Below are 18,440 nucleotides of genomic sequence, written 5' to 3'. Positions count from 1 at the left end.
GCCAAGAAGGATTGAGTTTAGTTAGATGAAGTCAGTGACTCTAATCAAGGCTCGGCATCGAGAGTACGGGTTCAGACTCACGGTCAATCCCCTTCTCGAAACCAGCCGCCGCGGCACGGGCACGACCCGCATGCCACAGGTGACCCACTAGGAAGAAGAAGGCCAAGACAAAGTGGGACGTAGCCAGCCAAGAGCGGGGTGACACGAAGTTCACCGAGTTGATTTCCGTGGCCACACCACCCACGGAGTTCAAAGAACCCAGAGGTGCATGGGTCATGTACTCAGCGGCACGACGCTCTTGCCAAGGCTGAATGTCATTTTTGATCTTGTTGAGGTCAAGACCATTGGGACCGCGCAACGGCTCCAACCAAGGACCACGGAAATCCCAGAAGCGCATTGTTTCACCACCGAAGATGATTTCACCCGTGGGAGAGCGCATCAGGTATTTACCAAGACCGGTGGGGCCTTGAGCCGAACCGACGTTCGCACCCAATTTTTGGTCACGGATCAAGAAGGTCATTGCCTGAGCCTGAGAGGCCTCTGGACCCGTAGGACCATAGAATTCACTGGGATAGACCGTGTTGTTGAACCAGACAAAGCAGGTGGCAATGAAGCCCATCATGGACAGGGCGCCCAAGCTATAGGACAGATAGGCTTCCCCAGACCAGATAAAGGCACGGCGTGCCCAACCAAAGGGCGTCGTCAGAATGTGCCAGATACCACCAGCAATGCAGATCAAACCGATCCAAATGTGACCACCGACAACGTCCTCAAGATTGTTGACGCTGACGATCCAGCCCTCACCGCCAAAGGGAGACTTCAGCAGGTAGCCAAAGATCACCGTGGGGTCAAGGGTGGGGTTGGTAATGACGCGGACATCGCCACCGCCGGGTGCCCAAGTGTCATAGAGGCCACCAAAGAACATGGCTTTGGCCACCAACAGCAGGGCACCAATACCGAGGACGATCAGGTGGAAACCGAGGATCGTCGTCATTTTGTTTTTATCTTTCCAGTCGTAGCCAAAGAAGGAGGAGTATTCCTCAAGGGTTTCAGGGCCACGAATGGCATGGTAAACCCCACCAAAGCCGAGAACAGCAGAGGAAATCAGGTGCACCACCCCGACCACAAAGAAGGGGAAGGTGTCCACGACTTCACCCCCAGGGCCAACGCCCCAACCAAGGGTGGCAATGTGGGGAATGAGGATCAGCCCTTGCTCGTACATTGGCTTCTCAGGAATGAAGTGAGCCAACTCGAACAGGGTCATGGCACCGGCCCAGAAAACGATCAGGCCAGCGTGGGCGACGTGAGCACCCAAGAGTTTGCCGGAGAGATTAATCAGACGAGCATTACCGGCCCACCACGCGAAACCGGAGGATTCTTGGTCGCGATTGGTGGCAAAAATCGAGTTACTAGAGAGCGTTACCACGGGGGAGTACCTCTTCTGGGAAGACAAAGTTTTCATGGGGTTGGTCTTGGGGCGCCATCCAAGCGCGGATGCCCTCGTTCAACAGCAGGTTCTTCGTGTAGAACGTCTCAAACTCAGGGTCTTCCGCGGCCCGAATCTCCTGGGAAATAAAGTCGTAAGACCGCAGGTTCAACGCCAGACCCACCACGCCAATCGCACTCATCCACAGCCCCGTTACGGGCACAAACAACATGAAAAAGTGCAACCAGCGCTTGTTCGAGAAGGCAATCCCAAAAATTTGGCTCCAGAACCGGTTCGCCGTCACCATCGAGTAGGTCTCTTCCGATTGGGTGGGGCTAAAGGCACGGAAAGTGCTGGCGCCTTCGCCATCTTGGAAGAGGGTGTTCTCCACTGTGGCACCGTGGATGGCACACAACAGGGCACCGCCGAGCACACCGGCCACCCCCATCATGTGGAAGGGGTTCAAAGTCCAGTTGTGGAACCCTTGGAAGAACAGCAGGAAGCGGAAGATGGCAGCCACCCCAAAGCTGGGGGCAAAGAACCAACTGGATTGCCCCAGGGGATAGATCAAAAAGACGCTGACAAAGACGGCAATGGGGGCACTGAAGGCAATGGCGTTGTAGGGACGGATGCCCACCAAGCGAGCAATTTCAAATTGCCGCAGCATGAAGCCAATGAGGCCAAAGGCGCCGTGGAGGGCGATAAAGGTCCACAGACCACCGAGTTGGCACCAGCGGGTGAAGTCCCCTTGGGCTTCGGGACCCCAAAGGAGAAGAAGGGAGTGCCCCATGCTGTTGGCGGGGGTGGAAACGGCAACGGTGAGGAAGTTGCAGCCTTCGAGGTAGCTGGAGGCGAGGCCGTGGGTGTACCAAGAGGTCACAAAGGTGGTACCGGTCAGCCAGCCACCGAGGGCAAGGTAGGCGCAGGGAAACAGCAGGATGCCTGACCAGCCGACAAAGACAAATCTGTCACGTTTGAGCCAGTCGTCGAGGATGTCAAACCATCCCCGTTCTGCTGGCGCTCGTCCAATTGCGATCGTCATGGAATTAAATCCTCTTGCAGATATAGATGCCAGATTTAGAACCTTACAGTTGCTGGTAGGGCGTGATCGGCTCTCTAAAACTTAGGAGCGATCGCTCCAGCATCCTGTTAATTTGGCTTCATAAATAAGAAACCCATCCCTCGCTAACGCTTGAGCTAGTAGGTGGTTTTACCTAGTTGCTGTTGGCGTTCACCAAGGGTAGGTTAAGCTTCCCATCAGCATTTGCTGCGGGAGAACTATATTAACGTGATAGCGGAATTCTTACGAAATATCAAGGTGATTGTTGCCTAGTTTCTCAGCTTTCTCATTTTTGAGCAGGGGTGGCAATCTAGCAAGAGAGCAGGAAATTCAGTCCTCAACTTGCAGAGAACGTCAGCAAGAAATGTTAACTTTTGTAACACTACTGCCAGCGGTTGCTGCCATAAAAGTCTTGAGCGATCGCCCGCCAACCAGAAACAGAGGGATAGCTGTCTTGATAAGATAGGAGAGTTGCAGGATAGTCTTTGCCAACAACCGAGAAAAGGAGGCCCGCCATGGCGACCGAACGACGGGTGGCACGGGTAGCAGAATTAATCAAACGGGAAGTAAGCCAGTTGTTAATGTATGAAATCCGCGATGAGCGCGTGGGGGCGGGCATGGTCAGTGTCACCGATGTGGAAGTTTCCGGTGATTTGCAGCACGCCAAGATCTTCGTCAGTATCTACAGCACCGACGAGGTACGCCGCTCAACGATGGCTGGATTGAAGGCGGCTTCAGGCTTTGTGCGACGGGAATTGGGGCAACGCATTCGCCTGCGGCGGACACCGGAGGTCGTCTTTATTGAGGATCGATCGCTGGAACGGGGCAGTCGCGTTCTTTCGCTACTCAATCAAATTGGGCAACAGCAGAGTGCTGCAGAGACTCCTGAAACAGAGTCTTAGGTGCGGCTTGGTCTTGCGGGAACCGATGCAGTAAGGTAGTGCCTCGGCGGTAGGGAGGAACTTTTGCTGCGCTGGGGAGGTGCCAGTAGGGTTTTCAGGATCACAAAGGCCGCAATGCCAATTAAGAAGTAACCAAAGCCCTGCTGCAGTCGCTTGGCAGAAATGCGGTGACTGAGATAGCTACCGATAACAGAACCACCCGCAGAGGCTAAGGTGAGCGTCAGGGTCAAGCGTGGATCCAAACTCACTGTGCCCAGATAGCCCCAAACCGCAGCCACGGAATTGGCGGCAATAATCAACAGGGAGGTGCCGATCGCCTGCCGCATTGGAATTTTGCCCAATAAAACAAGGGCAGGCACAATGGCAAATCCCCCACCCACTCCCACCAACCCCGTCAGAATACCCACACCAATGCCTTCGGTGGGTAGCCACAGCCAACAGTACTTACAGACTGGGGGGGCATAAAGCTGGCTTTCAAGAGAACTTTCCGGCGGGGTGAGTTCAGGGGCAGGGGGACGCTGTTGCCGCCGAATCATTAAAATAGCCGCCACCATCATGGCAACGGCAAAGAGTAAGAGTTGCACCGTATCGGTAATCCAAGGCAAGGCTGCCAGTCGCGCCCCGAGATAGGCACCCATCATGGTTGCGGAACCAAAAATCAGTGCTAGACGCAAATTAACGTAGCCGCGCCGCCACTGGGGAATCACTGCCAGTAAACTGACGCTGCCGACAATCACAAGCGTCATCGGGATCGCGACCTTGGTTTCAATGCCCATGACATAGACCAGCACTGGCAGGGCAAGGACAGAACCGCCGCCCCCCAATAGACCCAGACTCAAGCCGATGGCGATCGCCAGACCATGCCCTATCCAGTAGCTCAGCATGGGTTACAGCCCTTTTCACTAAGATTTATCACGCTCACCACTTTGCAAGCTAGGGTAGGAGAGGATCTCATCTCTCTGTTTTTCATGCTTCAGAAAAGGGCTGTTATTTCACCTGTGGGCGATTGAAGGGCAGCAGCGCCAACAGCCGCGCCAGGGTACAGACTCCTGTGACACCGGCAAAGACCAAGCCAGCACCGACAAAACCTGCTAGGAAGAAGAACCCCGGATGAACGGCAAAGCCGAGAATCACCCCGCTGAGAATCAGACTACCAGCCACAATTTGCACCTGCCGCATCAGGCTGATGGGGGCACCAACTGCACCCGTGATCGGATAGCCCCCCTGTTTCCAGCGTTGAATGCCCCCTTCAAGGTTTTTCAGGTTTTTGAAGCCCCGACTGGCAAGGGTTTCGCAGGCCATGCGCGATCGCCGGCCAGATTCACAATAGAGCACCACCGGGGTGTCAGAATTACAGGGGGGTTCAAGTTCCTTCACATTGGCCAAAGGACAGAGCAGCGCTCCCGGAATGTGGGCATTGTTGTATTCGCTTGGCTCCCGCACATCAATGAGCAGTACCTGCTGGCGTTGCAGGGCATCGTGCAGTTCAGCCGCAGAAATGAGGGGAGACTCAGTCGTTGTTGTGGTCATCGTCGTTGGTTCTCCAGTGGTTACTCAGGGTTGGCTAGACAGGGGCGATCAGGGGTCAAAGGACTAGACGGCAGCGGCAACCATGCCACACTGTTGGTTAGCGGGCACCGCTTCCATAATTTTCTTAGGATCCGGCAGGTTCAGGTTGGCCATGAACTCAATGAACTGCTGGCGATCGCGACCGACAAAGCGGGGATTAAAGCGTTTTTCTTCACCAATGGTGGAAACGGTGTGACCGCGATAGTCATGGCCGGGATAGACCAATGTGGTGTCTGGGAGCGTAAAGAGCCGCTGTGTTACCGCATCGTACATTGCGCCTGCATCGCCACTTTGGAAATCAGTGCGGCCACAGCCACGGATAAAGAGGGAATCCCCCGTCAATAGGTGGGTGCCATTCACGAGGAAGGCCATGTGGCTATCGGTGTGCCCCAAGGTGGCGATCGCCTGAATCGGAATACTACCGACGTGAATCACTTCACCGTCTTTAATATAGCCATCGGCGCAGTCCACATGGGCATTTTCGGGCACAAGGGTTTTGCAGCCTGTGCGTTCGCGGACTTTGCCCGCCCCGGTAATGTGGTCGGCGTGGACATGGGTTTCGAGGCAGTAGCGCAGTTTCAACCCCAATTGCTCAATTAACTGCACATCGCGATCCACCTGCTCAAGGACACTATCCACCAAGGCGGCCTCACCCGTGGCTTCATCGGCAATCAGGTAAGAATAGGTCCAAGTGTCGTAGTCAAAGAGTTGGCGAAATAGCATAGCGGACTCCTTTATGGGGTAAAGCGTGAGGGGACTCATTCAGCCTGAAAGCTAGACTTAAAACGGTTACTACTTCAGCTTAGTGATCCTAAATATAATTTTATAACTATTCAGTAAAGAAATGTCAAATCCCCCCTGCCCCCATTTTTCCAAGGGGGAGCCAATTTAGGATAAAAGAAGGCAGTTTCAGAGCACTGGGGATGTCCACACTACAGCAAATTACCCCTTGGCAGCGGGTCACAGAGGAGCTAACAGCCATTGTCGGCAAGGGGAGCGTCATCAGTGATGCAGCAGAAGCCCTTGTGTATGAGTGCGATGGGCTATCCATGTATCGGCAACGACCCAAACTGGTCGTGCTACCGCAAACCACTGCCCAAGTCTCTGCCATCCTCAAGGTGTGCGATCGCTATCGGATTCCCTTTGTTGCCCGTGGCTCAGGGACGGGGCTATCGGGGGGAGCCTTACCCCACACCGAGGGGATTCTCATCGTCACTTCTCGCATGAACCAGATTTTAGACATTGATCTGGCCAATCAGCAGGTGGTGGTGCAGCCGGGGGTGATTAATGCGTGGGTCACTCAAGCGGTAGCCGATCAGGGGTTTTACTATGCCCCCGATCCCTCGAGTCAAATTATTTGCTCCATTGGCGGCAATGTCGCCGAGAACTCCGGCGGTGTCCATTGCCTGAAGTATGGCGTGACCACGAATCATGTGCTGGGACTGACGGTGGTGTTGCCCAATGGTGAGATTGTTGAACTGGGGGGTGCGGCGCCAGAAATGCCCGGCTATGATCTTATGGGGGTTTTTGTCGGGTCTGAGGGCACTCTCGGGATTGCCACGGAAATTCGGCTGCGCATTCTCAAACAGGCGGAGGCAATCGCTGTGCTATTGGCGGACTTCACCACCATTGAAGCGGCCGGGGAAACAGTTTCCGCCATTATCCGTGCCGGTATCATTCCCGCTGGCATGGAAATTATGGACAACCTGAGTATCAATGCCGTTGAGGACGTGGTGGCCACCAATTGCTACCCCCGCGATGCCGGCGCGGTCTTGCTGGTGGAAGTCGATGGCTTGGAGTCAGAAGTACCGATTTTGCAGGAGCGAGTCACACGTATTTGCTATGAACAGGGGGCACGCCATGTAACCGTTGCTACAGAAGCTGAAGATCGCCTCCGCCTTTGGAAAGGGCGCAAAGCGGCTTTTGCGGCTGCTGGTCGTCTCAGTCCCAATTATTTTGTCCAAGATGGGGTGATTCCCCGCAGTCAACTGGCCACCGTCCTCAGGGAAATTGAACAACTGAGTCAGCGCAGTGGCTATCGCATTGCCAATGTCTTCCATGCTGGGGATGGCAATCTGCATCCCTTGATTCTCTACGATCAGGCAGTACCGGGCGCGCTTGCGGAGGTGGAGGCCTTGGGGGGGGAAATTCTCAAGCTCTGTGTGCGCTTGGGGGGCAGTATTTCTGGGGAACATGGCATTGGTAGTGATAAGGCCTGTTTCATGGGTGAGATGTTTAGCCCAGCAGATTTAGAAACGATGCAGCAGGTGCGCTGCGCCTTTGATCCCAAACGTCTGGCCAACCCTGAAAAAGTGTTTCCGACACCGCGAACCTGTGGGGAAGCGGCTCATCAACTCAAAGACTTTCCCAACATTGAGGCATTTTAATGAGTGCAAAAATCCCAGTCACGATTATTACCGGCTTTCTTGGTAGTGGTAAGACGACCCTGATTCGGCAGTTGCTTCAGAAGGCAGCGGGCAGGCGCATTGCTGTGATTGTGAATGAGTTTGGCGATGTCGGTATTGATGGCGAGTTGTTGCAGTCCTGTTGCGATCGCACAGCGGGCATTTGGGAACTCACCAACGGCTGTCTGTGTTGCACAGTGCAGGAGGAATTTTTGCCAACGATGCAGACCCTCTTGGCACGGCGGCAGGAGATTGATCACATTGTGATTGAAACCTCTGGACTCGCCTTACCCAAGCCGCTCGTGATGGCTTTTCGTTGGCCGCAGGTGCGCCATGCGGCAACCGTTGATGGGGTGGTGACAGTGGTGGATGGCGTTGCCTTAGCAGCTGGTCAAGTGAGTGCTGATCTGGAGGCGCTCTTTGCTCAGAAAGATGCAGATCCCAACTTGCAGCATGAGGACACCCCCCTTGAGGAACTCTTTAATGATCAACTGGCCTGTGCCGACTTGGTCATCCTCAGCAAGGCGGATCAACTGACTCCCGATCAGGCAGAGCTGCTCATCGCTGAACTGCGCACTCAATTGCCCCCACGGATTAAGCTGCTGGCGGCTCACCAAGGACAGGTGCCGGCGGATCTGCTGCTGGGATTTAATGCAGCGGTGGAGGAGAATTTGGGGCAGCGACCCAGCCATCATGACTTTGAGGAGGAGCATGACCACGACGCGGAGATTCAAGCGGTTTGTTTAGAGCTGGGGGCTTGGGATCTGCAACGCCTACGTCAATCCCTCGAGCGATTGCTGCAAGTACCTGACATTTACCGCGTTAAGGGCTTTGCGGCCATTGAGGGCAAGCCGATGCGTCTGGTGGTGCAAGGGGTGGGTCAACGGTTAGACTTGTTTTACGATCGCCCGTGGCAAGCGGCAGAGTCACGCCAAACTCGTGTGGTGGTGATTGGTCGTCAGTTGGATCCACAGGAGTTGCTGTCCCATTTTGGCTAGGAGGCTATGGCCAGCCTTGAGGATGTCATTGACCGCCAACTGCGCCAACTGTTGGGCAGCAAGGCCACTTGGTTCATTGATATCGGCGATCGCCACCTCAGCATCTGGGTTGAATCGACAACTTTAGAGCCAACAGATTTAGATCGCCTATCTAGGTGGGGCAAGACCCTTTGGCAGCAGTGGCAACGGGGTAGTGTTCTTATTTTTGCTGCTGAGCCTCGTCAACCGTTTCCCTACTGGTGGACATCCTGGTCTGTTGCCTCAGCCACACCGCAGGCCACTCAAATAGGTGAAACGACTGCGGGCGATCGCTTTATTATCTGCGGCCTTGGCAGTTTGGGGCAATTTTGTATCCAAAGTCTGCGCCGCTTTGCAGGTGAGCATTTGACCCTAGAGATTCGTGCCATTGAACGCCACGCCAACATTGAGTGGGAAATTCCGCAGTTGACGGAGTTGCTCAGTGAACCTGTGATCATCGGTGATTGCCGGCAAGAGGCGGTTCTGAAAGCGGCTGGGATTGATCGCTGTCGTACCTTATTAGCAGTTACGAGTGATGAGGCCACCAATATTGCCACGGCGATTGTGGCTCGGCGCTTAAATCCCGATGTCCATCTTGTGGTGCGCTCTAGTCGCGATAATCTCAACGCCCTTCTAGAGAAAAAACTGGGGAGCTTTGTGGCGCTCAATCCCACGGAACTACCAGCTCCTGCCTTCGCCCTTGCAGCCCTTGAGGAAAATATCCTTGCTGCGTTTACGATTGAGGGTCAGCAGTTTCGGGTGTTGCAACAAACGATTACCGCTGAGAGTCCCCTCGTGGGTACGCCTGCCCACCGCTGGCAGCGCCGTCACCAACGCCTGATTAGTATTCGCGCCTGCCATTCCCAATCCTCAATCTTCCAGCCGACTCGTCCCCACCGCCTTTTTAACCATTGGCCACCGGATTTGCTCTTTGAGGTGGGCGATCGCCCGATTTGGATTGAACGGGTAGAAGTGGTGAAATCCTTGCCCATCCCTGACCCCAATCCCATCCAGCGCCTCATTCAGCAGGTGCGCCAACTGCCTGAGCAGGTAGAACAATTCTGGCAGTGGATCCATGGCGATCGCTCTCGTGAGTTGATCTTCAATGGCCTTTGGATGGGCAGTGGTCTGTGGCTTGTGACCGCGATCCTGCTGCGCTACAACGTCCCCGAACTCACATGGCAAAAGGCCTTTGCTGCCGGCTTTATTCTCCTTTTGGGGGGCTTTGGCGATGTCTTTGGCGGGCTAGAAAACGATCCGATTCCCCCTTGGCTGCTGGTGGTCTGTATTTTGGTGGCGATCGTTAGTCTCCTCTTTATTGTCGGTGTCTTGGGACTTTTGGCGGAAAAGCTGCTGCAAGCGCGGTTTGACTTTCTCAAGAAACGTCCCCCCCTGCCCACGGCGGATCACGTGATTGTTGTTGGCTTAGATCGCATTGGTCAACAGGTGGTGCAAATCCTACGTGCCTTCCGTCAACCCCTCGTGCTACTGGTGGACAACCCAGAGCAAACTCAGCTTTTTGAAGACCTGCCCATGCTCCTTGGCAACATTCCAGAAAAGCTCCCCCAAGCCCATTTGGAGACCGCCAAAAGTGTGGTTCTCACCACTGCTGATGAAATGTTGAATCTAGAGGCAGCCCTAATTGCCCGCCAAGCCACGGAGCAGCGGGAATCCCCCATTGGGTTGGTCATTGGCATCTATGATCCCAGCCTTACTAATGATCTGCGGGATCTCCTACCCCGTGCCCGCCCCCTCTGTGCCTATGCCCTTGCTGCTGAGGCCTTTGCCGGTGCCGCCTTTGGCGAAACAATGTTGGGTCTGTTTCAAATTGATCAGCAGACGGTACTGATTGCCGATTACACCGTTACTGCCGGCGACACCCTTGAGGGCAAGTTGATTGGCGAGGTGGCCTATGGTTATGCAGTCATCCCCATTTTCTACAATCGCCATGAGCAGTTCCTCGGCGGTGAGATCAGTCATCAGTTTTTGCCCAGTGATACGCTGCAACTCACGGTGGGCGATCGCCTGATTGTTTTAGCAACCATTGATGGCCTACGGCGCATTGAACAGGGCAAAATGGCGCCCCGCCGTCTCTGGCGGCTTTGGGTCGGTCATCCTCGCAACGCGGAAGCTGCCCTAGAAATTGGCAATCTGATCACCAAGATTACGGGTCTGCCCCTGCTGCGATCGCGCACCTTTATCCAGCAACTGCCTGCGACATTGACCCTCGCACTTTACGAACCCCAAGCCTTTCGCCTCGGTCAACAACTGCAAGCCCTAGCCCCTGTGCGCCTCTTTCCTTTGGTGGCTCAGGAAACCGCGTAGGTGAAAATCGGCCTCACCTATCGCTCTACATTATCGAACAGATCGAATAAATTGCGAATAAATTGATTTTGGCATTATGACACAGAGTGCTAGTCTGATTATTTAGAACGATAAATGTTCTATCTAAATAATAGGGGTCGGAGTTTTGCGCTCCACGTTTAGGTTCTAGTTCCTGATGTTGAGAGGGGATGATTGTTGCCCTTAGCTTTTGTAGTATCTTTGGGAATTCTAGCCCTCAGGCTAAGATATTGATTAGCAATCGTCAATTAATCTAAGTTGTTCCCATGAGTGGTAACCGTGAGCACCATCTACTCAACATTGAGGATGAAACGGGTAAGCGCACGATCCCTTTAGATGCGGCAACCTACTCCATTGGCCGCGATGTCACCAATGCGATCGTGATTCATGGTCATACGGTTTCACGGCAACACGCCCTGCTGCTGCGGATTCCCTCACCAAATGGCTATCGCTATCGCGTCGTGGATGGGAATGCCGATGGTAAGCCCAGTGCCAACGGTATCCTAGTGAATGGCCAGCGGGTGCAAAGCCATGAGCTAAAAGATGGAGATGAAATTAACTTTGGCGGATCCGTTAAGGCGCACTATGCCACTGTGTCCATGGGCGAGGCGGAGTTTATTAAGTATTTGAAGAGCGTCAACTATCACAGCATTAAGGCCGTGCCCATGACCTCAACGATTACCCAAGCTGAGGAAGGTGCAGAAGAAGAAACGGAATTTAATGCCACGCCCCCATCGCTGCCAGCCAATGCTACCCCAGAGTCAGCACCCGCCCCTAAATCCTCTCCCCCTTGGTTACTGATTGTTGGCGGCATCGTCATTGTCCTTTTGATCACGGGAATTGGCGTTGTGACCATGAACCGACCACCTGCCCCCCAACCAGAGCCCCCCACGCAAACCCAGTGATGGCCTATTCCCAAAACTTAGCTGCTGCCTTGCACTCAATGTGGCAACCCCAACCCACAGCAGACGGCTCTTTTACGTTTTATTCTCCAGAGTTTGGCGAAACGTTCCATAGTCTTGGGGGAGCGCGTCAGGAAGCCTTTGAAAAGTTCGCGATCGCCACCGATCTGCCCCGCAAAGCCCAAGCTTCTCATCTGCGCCTTTTGGACATCTGCTATGGTTTGGGCTACAACACAGCCGCTGCGTTAGAGGTTATTTGGCAGCACAATCCCACCTGTCAGGTCACCGTCATCGGTCTAGAACTGGATCTGGGCGTTCCCCAAGCAGCTTTAGCGGTCATGCCCCCTTGGCCAGCATCGGTTCAAGGGATTCTTGAGGGACTCGCTCAGCAACAGCAGGTGACCACCCCCTCCTGTGAGGCACGGCTTTTAATTGGTGATGCCCGCCAAACCATTCAAGACCTTGTTCGCCAAGGATTCCAAGCAGATGCGATTTTTCTTGATCCCTTTTCACCGCAGCGCTGTCCGCAACTCTGGACGGTAGAATTTTTGCGTCTAGTGGCTCAGTGTTTGGCGCCTGCGGGGCATTTGGCCACCTATTGTCGTGCTGCTGCCGTTCGTGCCGCTTTGCAGGCGGCGGGTTTACACCTTGGGACGCTGCCGATTGTTGCCCCCCAGCACAGCCATGAATGGGCACAGGGAACCGTGGCTCGCTGGCAAGCCGATCAGCTTATTCCCCTGTCGCTGATGGAGCAGGAACATTTGCAAACCCGCGCGGGTATTCCCTACCGCGATCCGCACCTGCGGGATAGTGCGGAGATGATTCGATCGCGCCGCCAAGCGGAGCAACAAACCGCTAACCGTGAATCCACCAGTCGTTGGCGACACCGCTGGGGCATTACTTAGACCGGGTATAGGCCACCTTGAGACTCCACAGCAGCAACCCCAAGGTCATCACAGAAATCAGCGCCCCCCACAGCCAATAGGGGAGCCAGAGGTACTGTTGGAGAAGCCCTGTATCGGAAAGCTGCCCCCCCGGCATGGCATAGGTAAAGAGGTAGTCCACCTGCTGAAATGTGCTAATACAGGCCTGCACCCCAAGGAATTGAATCGAAATGCCCTTGAGCCAGCGATTGCCGCGATAGGCCACCAGCAGAACGGCAATCCCCACCAACGTCATGAAGACAATGCCAAAGAGCGATCGCACCCACAGCAGCACTGAGGCGAGAATCATTATTCCTAGGGCTTTGAGGCAAATATCTGTGGCGCGATGAGAGCGGCTCGACAAAATAAAGACACTGCCAGCGATCGCCGGTCCTAGAGGTCCGCCAATGGCGACTAAGCCATGTCCCAAATTGCCCAGCAGCACCTCGCCCCCATAGCGCGCAAATCCTGAACCACTGGGATAGATGACTAATTCGCGAAAGTAGCCCCCCAACAGAATCGCCGTCAGGCCATGCCCCATCTCGTGGAACCATGTGGCCAAGATTGTAAAGGGATACAGCAGATAGTTCCCCAAGGGAATCTGCCAAAGAAGAATCGTGACAAGGGCGGCGATCGCTAGCAGCAGTGCCGAACGGGGTTTCTCATGGTCTGAAATATCCAGCGGGGTAGATTTGGAGTCTGGACGAAAGCCAAACATACGCCCCCCAGCATTGATTACCGCTTCGGTGCCAAAAACATGATCATATTGCGCCCCTCTTGCTTTGGTGCCTGCTGCACTTCGGCCACCGCTTGCAGGTCATTGGCCATGCGGTTGAGGAGTTCTTCTGCCAAATGGGAGTGTTGAATTTCCCGCCCTCGGAAGGTCACAGTGGCCTTCACCTTGTCTCCAGCCTTAAGGAAACGCTCGGCGCGGTTGATGCAAACGTTGTAATCGTGTTCTTCGATTTTGTAGCGCATCTTCACCTCTTTGACATCGGAGGTGTGCTGCTTTTTGCGGGCTTCCCGCGCCTTCTTTTCCTGCTCAAAGCGAAACTTGCCGTAGTCAATAATTTTGCAAACGGGTGGATCTGCCTTGTCACTGACGAGAACAAGATCAAGTTCCTTTTCACGGGCGATCGCGATCGCCTCTTGGGACGACATAATCCCCAATTGGGAACCATCACTATCCACCACCCGCACCCGAGGAAAACGGATGCGCTCATTAATCATGGGTTGTTCTTGCTGTGTTTTCTTGGTAAGAGCCACTGGTACCTGTACTGTCGTTGATAAAGGTTGGCGCAAGGACTGTCCTAGCCTCTAAGGTGAGCCAGCAATGACCCCCTGCCCCTTGCTCTACATCTTAGCGGAGGAGTGCCAATAGGAGCTATTCTCTATTTCGCCTAGATACACAGAAACTAATTATTAAAGCAGCACTCGCCATAGGCGCCCCTAGGCTAGACTGAGGATATTTATTGCCCACTCTGGGTGACATTTAAGGTCTGAGGTATGGTGCAACGGCAACTGTTCACGTCAGCTCTCCTAGGCAGTCTTTGCTTCCTCGCTACCGCCTGTGGCCAACCAAAGGCAACGGCTCCCCCACCAGCGGCACGGGTGAAACTTGCGGCGGTTCAAACGGAAACCCTTTCGCAAACCGCTGTTTACAATGCCTCTTTGCAATCCCGTGAGTCGATCACGCTACAACCCCAAGTTTCCGGTCGAATTGCGCAAATCAATGTTCAAAACGGCCAGTTTGTCACTCAAGGTCAGCCCCTCCTTCTCATTGACCCCTCAGAACAGCAAGCCGTTGTGGCCAGCAACTTAGCTGCGATTCAATCCGCCCAAGCCAATGTAGAGAATGCCCGCTCGATCCTCCGCGCCCTTGAAGCCCAGCGCCGCTCCAATCTGGCCACCGTAGAGTTCAATCGGATTCAAGCGGAACGCTATACAGCACTCTTTGAAGAAGGGGCTGTTTCCAAAGACCAAGCGCAATCCTTCATCACCAGCTTTCGCACTGCCCAAGCAGCACTCCAACAAACCGAGGCGGATATTCGTGCCCAACAGGCTACCATTGCCCAGTTAGAAAAAGTCCTCTTGGCTGCCCAAGCCAATGCCCAGCAGCAGGCCGTTGTCCTGAATTGGTTTCAGGTGCGTGCTCCCTTTAGTGGTGTTGTCGGCAATATTCCCCCCAAAGTGGGCGATTTTGTAACGCCCCAAACCGACCTCCTCACCCTGACCTCAAATCAACCCCTAGAAGTCTATATCCAAGTGCCCATTGAGCAAATCCCCCGCATTCGGATGGGGACGCCAGTGGAATTAATAGACATGAATGGCAATGTCGTCGGTACGAGTTCCGTCTTTTTCATTGCCCCCAATACCACAAACAATACCCAAACCATTTTAGTGAAAGCGCTCTACGACAATACGCGGAATAATCTCCGTGCCGATCAACAAATTCAAGCCCGCATTATTCTCGATCAGCAACCGGGGATTTTGGTGCCGACCACGGCTGTCTCCAATCTTGCCGGCCAAAACTTTGTCTTTGTTGCCGAAAAAGACGCCGAGGGCAAAATGATTGCTAAACAAAAGCCCATTCAAGTGGGGGCAATCCAAGGAAATAGATATCAAGTTTTTGAAGGCCTCAAACCGGGAGAGCAAATTGTTGTCTCGGGAATTCAGCGCCTGCGCGATGGTGTGCCTATTACTCCTGAGTCTTAAAAGAGCATGATTAGCGATTTTTTTATTAAGCGCCCGGTTTTTGCCACGGTTTGTTCTCTGCTGATTATTCTGGTGGGGACGATCGCGCTGCCAACGCTGCCCATTGAGTATTACCCTAACGTTACACCGCCAACAATTCAGGTGTCTGCTAACTATGCAGGTGCCAACGCTGAAACCGTTGAAACGAATGTCACCACGATCTTAGAAACGCAAATTAATGGCGTGAAGGGGATGGATTACATTGACTCCAGCAGTAACAGCTTTGGCAACAGCAATATCACGATCACCTTCACTGAGGGCTATGACGAAAATATTGCTGCTGTTGATGTCAATAACTTAGTGGCATCAGTCACCTCCCAACTGCCACCAGAGGTCATCAACACTGGGGTAAATGTCAGCAAATCCACAAATCAGATTGTTTTGGCCTTAGCCCTATACCCAGAGGAGGGATACAACTACGACGCCACATTCATTAGTAACTACGCGACCCTCTACGTGGTGCAACCCCTGCAACGTCTGAAGGGGGTAGGGCAGGTTCAGGTCTTTGGTCAACGCACCTATGCCATGCGGATTTGGCTTGATCCCAATCGCTTAGCCAGTCGCGGTCTGACGGCTCAGGATGTGGTGCGTGCCCTCTCCGATCAAAATGTCCAGGTGGGAGCCGGGATTATTGGTGCCCCCCCAGCACCAGAGGGACAGGAGTTTCAAATTTCCATTCAAGCCCAAAGTCGCTTGGCCTCAGAAGAAGAGTTTGCCGACATTATTATTCAGCGCGGCGACGATGGTTCCGTGATTCGCATTCGCGATGTCGGTCGCACCGAGCTAGGGGCACAAAACTACAACACCAACTTTCAGTTTGATGGCCGTGACGCCGTTGGGATTGGTATCTATCAACTCAGTGGTGCCAATGCTCTCGACATTGCCCGCGCTGTCGCAGCGGAGATGGCTGTTTTAGCTGAGAAATTTCCCCCCGGTCTGAAATGGAGTGTGGGCTTTAGCACCACCGACGCAGTGCAGGAGTCGATCAAAGAGGTGGTCATTACGCTGATTGTGGCCATCATCCTTGTGATTGCCGTGATCTTTTTATTCCTGCAGGATTGGCGTGCCACGATTATTCCGTCGGTAACGATCCCTGTCTCCTTGGTGGGCACCTTTGCCTTTATGAAGGCTTTTGACTTCTCAATCAATAGCTTGACCATGTTTGGTCTGGTGCTGGCCACGGGGCTGGTGGTGGATGATGCCATTGTGGTCGTGGAAAATGTCACCCGTCTCATGGAAGACGAGGGCATGACCCCCCAAGAAGCCGCCAGTCGCTCGATGGAGGAAGTGACAGGGGCATTGATTGCCACCTCGTTGGTGATGATGGCGGTCTTTATCCCTGTGGCCTTTTTTCCGGGGGTCACTGGGCGGCTCTATCAGCAGTTTGCTTTGACAATCGTCTTTGCGATCGCCCTTTCTACGTTTAATGCTTTAACCCTCTCTCCCCCTTTGTGCGCCCTGCTCCTGCGGCGGGAACGTCCCCCGATGGCGAACTTTATTTTGTTTCGCTGGATTAACCGCTTTCTCGATACAATGCGACGGGGCTATGAACGCAACCTGACTGTGGTCGTGCGCCTAAAATACTGGGTGCTGGCAGGCTTTGTGGCACTGCTGGGGGTGACCTACGGGCTGTTTCAGATTGTCCCCGCTGGCTTTGTCCCCGAAGAGGATCAGGGCTATTTTGTCACCCTCGTACAATCGCCCCAAGGGGTCTCCCTAGAATACACGAGTAATATCGTCTTCAAAGCAGCGGACGCGATCGCCCAAAATCCAGCGGTCGAACATACCTTTGCCATTGGCGGTTTTAGCTTCTTCGGCACAGGTTCAGACAAGGGGATTATCTTTACGAGTCTCAAGCCTTGGTCACAACGGCCAACCCTTGATCAGTTGCTGCCCCAGTTTCAGAAGGCCGTCGTGGGTGAACTCGGAGCAGTGGTGTTTGCATCCAATGTGCCGACCATTAACCTTGGTGGCAGCGGCCTTGGCGGCTTTGATATGCAGGTGATGGATCAGCAGGGTCTCGGCCTTGAAGCCCTTGCGAGTTCAGTGAACGAGCTAATCCTCAAAGCCAATGCAACCCCCGGCCTTGTGTCAGTGAATACCCCCTTTGCCATTAATGCCCCCCAGTTAAATGTAACGGTCGATCGCACCCGCGCCCTTGCCTTGGGGATTCCCCTCAAGGACATTTTTAATGCCATGCAGATTTACTTGGGGTCGTTATACGTTAACCAATTTACGATTTTTGCCCGCAGTTACCAAGTGATTGTGCAGGCGGATAAGCAGTTTCGCTCGAATCCCGATGACATCAACCGCATCTATGTACGCTCGGAGCAAAATGCGCTCATTCCCCTCAGTAATCTCGTCACGATTGAACAGGTCTCGGCACCGCCGATTATTTATCACCATAACTTGTTCCGTTCGGCGGAGGTGACTGGTCAAAATGTGCCACCCCTCAGTGATAGTCAAGCGATGATGACAATGGCATCCTTGGCTCAGGAGGTTCTCCCCAATGGCATCGGCTATAGCTGGACGGGGTTATCCCTAGAGTCCACCCGCTCCGCAGGCCAAGCACCGTTGATTTTTGGCCTTGGTCTCGTGTTTGTGTTCCTCGTGCTCTCGGCGCAGTACGAAAGCTATATTGACCCCTTGATCATTATCCTTTCGGTGCCTTTGGCGATCATGGGCGCTTTGTTGGCACAGTGGTTGCGGGGGCTGAGTAATGATGTATTTTGCCAAATTGGTTTGGTGATGCTGATTGGCCTCGCCAGTAAGAATGCGATTTTGATTGTGGAGTTTGCCAACCAAATTCGCGAAAGCAAGGGCACGTCCATTGTCAAGTCGGTGATCAATGCCGCCGAGGAACGGCTGCGCCCCATTTTGATGACGGCCATCTCCTTTATTCTGGGCATTTTCCCGCTGGTCATTGCTACGGGTGCTGGGGCAAAATCCCGTCACTCCTTGGGAACAAGTGTCACAGGTGGCATGCTTGCAGCCACATTTCTCAGTTTCTTTGTGGTGCCGATCATTTACATCCTCATTAAGGAACTAGTGGCGCGGCTGACCAAGGAGAAGCTTGAGGAAGCAACCCCAACGGAGTCTTAACTTACTTTACAATTCGCAAAACTCTTGTATCGTGGGGA

Annotated in this window: 16 protein-coding genes; 8 read left to right on the top strand and 8 right to left on the bottom strand. The window is 53.8% G+C overall.

What is annotated here, in order from left to right; translation table 11 throughout:
* Positions 1-40 precede the first annotated feature (40 nt).
* The 3 genes from psbC to M0644_RS08735 all read right to left on the bottom strand — a co-directional run bounded on the left by psbC (position 41) and on the right by M0644_RS08735 (position 3,003).
* Positions 41-1,426: a photosystem II reaction center protein CP43 gene (gene psbC / locus M0644_RS08745; protein ID WP_190278038.1), complete on the bottom strand. Its 1,386-nt coding sequence runs from the start codon at positions 1,424-1,426 to the stop codon at positions 41-43.
* Entirely contained in the window at positions 1,410-2,468 is a 1,059-nt protein-coding gene (gene psbD, locus M0644_RS08740) for a photosystem II D2 protein (photosystem q(a) protein) (protein ID WP_149818344.1), read from the bottom strand. The genes psbC and psbD overlap by 17 nt, the downstream gene beginning before the upstream one ends.
* A gap of 400 nt (positions 2,469-2,868) precedes the next feature.
* Complete coding sequence (locus tag M0644_RS08735) at positions 2,869-3,003, bottom strand: hypothetical protein (RefSeq protein ID WP_255451641.1); 135 nt, start codon at positions 3,001-3,003, stop codon at positions 2,869-2,871.
* Between M0644_RS08735 and rbfA the strand changes: the two genes are divergently transcribed.
* A complete protein-coding gene (gene rbfA, locus M0644_RS08730) occupies positions 3,002-3,388 on the top strand; it encodes a 30S ribosome-binding factor RbfA (protein WP_286625378.1) in 387 nt (128 codons plus the stop codon). The two genes, M0644_RS08735 and rbfA, sit on opposite strands and share 2 nt — an antisense overlap.
* On the opposite strand, the gene M0644_RS08725 is transcribed toward rbfA, so the two are convergent.
* The 3 genes from M0644_RS08725 to M0644_RS08715 all read right to left on the bottom strand — a co-directional run bounded on the left by M0644_RS08725 (position 3,385) and on the right by M0644_RS08715 (position 5,680).
* Complete coding sequence (locus tag M0644_RS08725; RefSeq protein ID WP_149820014.1) at positions 3,385-4,272, bottom strand: sulfite exporter TauE/SafE family protein; 888 nt, start codon at positions 4,270-4,272, stop codon at positions 3,385-3,387. The genes rbfA and M0644_RS08725 overlap by 4 nt on opposite strands.
* A 103-nt stretch (positions 4,273-4,375) precedes the next feature.
* Entirely contained in the window at positions 4,376-4,918 is a 543-nt protein-coding gene (locus M0644_RS08720) for a rhodanese-like domain-containing protein (protein ID WP_286625377.1), read from the bottom strand.
* 63 nt (positions 4,919-4,981) lie between these two features.
* The gene (locus M0644_RS08715) at positions 4,982-5,680 is read right to left on the bottom strand and encodes an MBL fold metallo-hydrolase (RefSeq protein ID WP_024124642.1); all 699 of its coding nucleotides are present in this window, start codon (positions 5,678-5,680) and stop codon (positions 4,982-4,984) included.
* A 200-nt stretch (positions 5,681-5,880) separates the two neighbouring features.
* Between M0644_RS08715 and M0644_RS08710 the strand changes: the two genes are divergently transcribed.
* From M0644_RS08710 to M0644_RS08690, 5 genes are all read left to right on the top strand, one after another.
* Complete coding sequence (locus tag M0644_RS08710) at positions 5,881-7,344, top strand: FAD-linked oxidase C-terminal domain-containing protein (protein ID WP_149820010.1); 1,464 nt, start codon at positions 5,881-5,883, stop codon at positions 7,342-7,344.
* Positions 7,344-8,360 carry a cobalamin biosynthesis protein CobW gene (cobW, locus tag M0644_RS08705; protein WP_286625372.1) on the top strand — a complete coding sequence of 339 codons (1,017 nt, stop codon included), beginning with the start codon at positions 7,344-7,346 and terminating at the stop codon, positions 8,358-8,360. The genes M0644_RS08710 and cobW overlap by 1 nt, the downstream gene beginning before the upstream one ends.
* 6 nt (positions 8,361-8,366) lie before the next feature.
* Complete coding sequence (locus M0644_RS08700; protein ID WP_286625371.1) at positions 8,367-10,703, top strand: NAD-binding protein; 2,337 nt, start codon at positions 8,367-8,369, stop codon at positions 10,701-10,703.
* A 284-nt stretch (positions 10,704-10,987) separates the two neighbouring features.
* Positions 10,988-11,626 carry an FHA domain-containing protein gene (locus tag M0644_RS08695; RefSeq protein ID WP_149820004.1) on the top strand — a complete coding sequence of 213 codons (639 nt, stop codon included), beginning with the start codon at positions 10,988-10,990 and terminating at the stop codon, positions 11,624-11,626.
* A 38-nt stretch (positions 11,627-11,664) separates the two neighbouring features.
* Positions 11,665-12,528 (top strand): tRNA (5-methylaminomethyl-2-thiouridine)(34)-methyltransferase MnmD, encoded by an 864-nt coding sequence (locus M0644_RS08690; RefSeq protein WP_286625370.1) that lies wholly within the window; start codon positions 11,665-11,667, stop codon positions 12,526-12,528.
* On the opposite strand, the gene M0644_RS08685 is transcribed toward M0644_RS08690, so the two are convergent.
* Positions 12,521-13,264, bottom strand: coding sequence for a M50 family metallopeptidase (locus tag M0644_RS08685; RefSeq protein ID WP_286625369.1), 744 nt, complete (start codon positions 13,262-13,264; stop codon positions 12,521-12,523). The two genes, M0644_RS08690 and M0644_RS08685, sit on opposite strands and share 8 nt — an antisense overlap.
* Positions 13,265-13,281: 17 nt before the next feature.
* Positions 13,282-13,776 (bottom strand): translation initiation factor IF-3, encoded by a 495-nt coding sequence (gene infC / locus M0644_RS08680; RefSeq protein ID WP_220131114.1) that lies wholly within the window; start codon positions 13,774-13,776, stop codon positions 13,282-13,284.
* A 276-nt stretch (positions 13,777-14,052) separates the two neighbouring features.
* Here infC and M0644_RS08675 point away from each other — a divergent pair, with 276 nt between their 5' ends.
* Both M0644_RS08675 and M0644_RS08670 read left to right on the top strand, forming a co-directional pair.
* Complete coding sequence (locus M0644_RS08675; protein ID WP_286625366.1) at positions 14,053-15,261, top strand: efflux RND transporter periplasmic adaptor subunit; 1,209 nt, start codon at positions 14,053-14,055, stop codon at positions 15,259-15,261.
* 6 nt (positions 15,262-15,267) lie between these two features.
* Entirely contained in the window at positions 15,268-18,402 is a 3,135-nt protein-coding gene (locus M0644_RS08670; protein ID WP_286625364.1) for an efflux RND transporter permease subunit, read from the top strand.
* Positions 18,403-18,440: the final 38 nt, after the last annotated feature.

The organism is Thermosynechococcus sp. B1, from assembly GCF_030322985.1.
Taxonomy (GTDB): Bacteria; Cyanobacteriota; Cyanobacteriia; order Thermosynechococcales; family Thermosynechococcaceae; genus Thermosynechococcus.
Note: the sequence above shows the minus strand (reverse complement) of the source record. Positions and strands in the feature narration are given on the sequence as shown.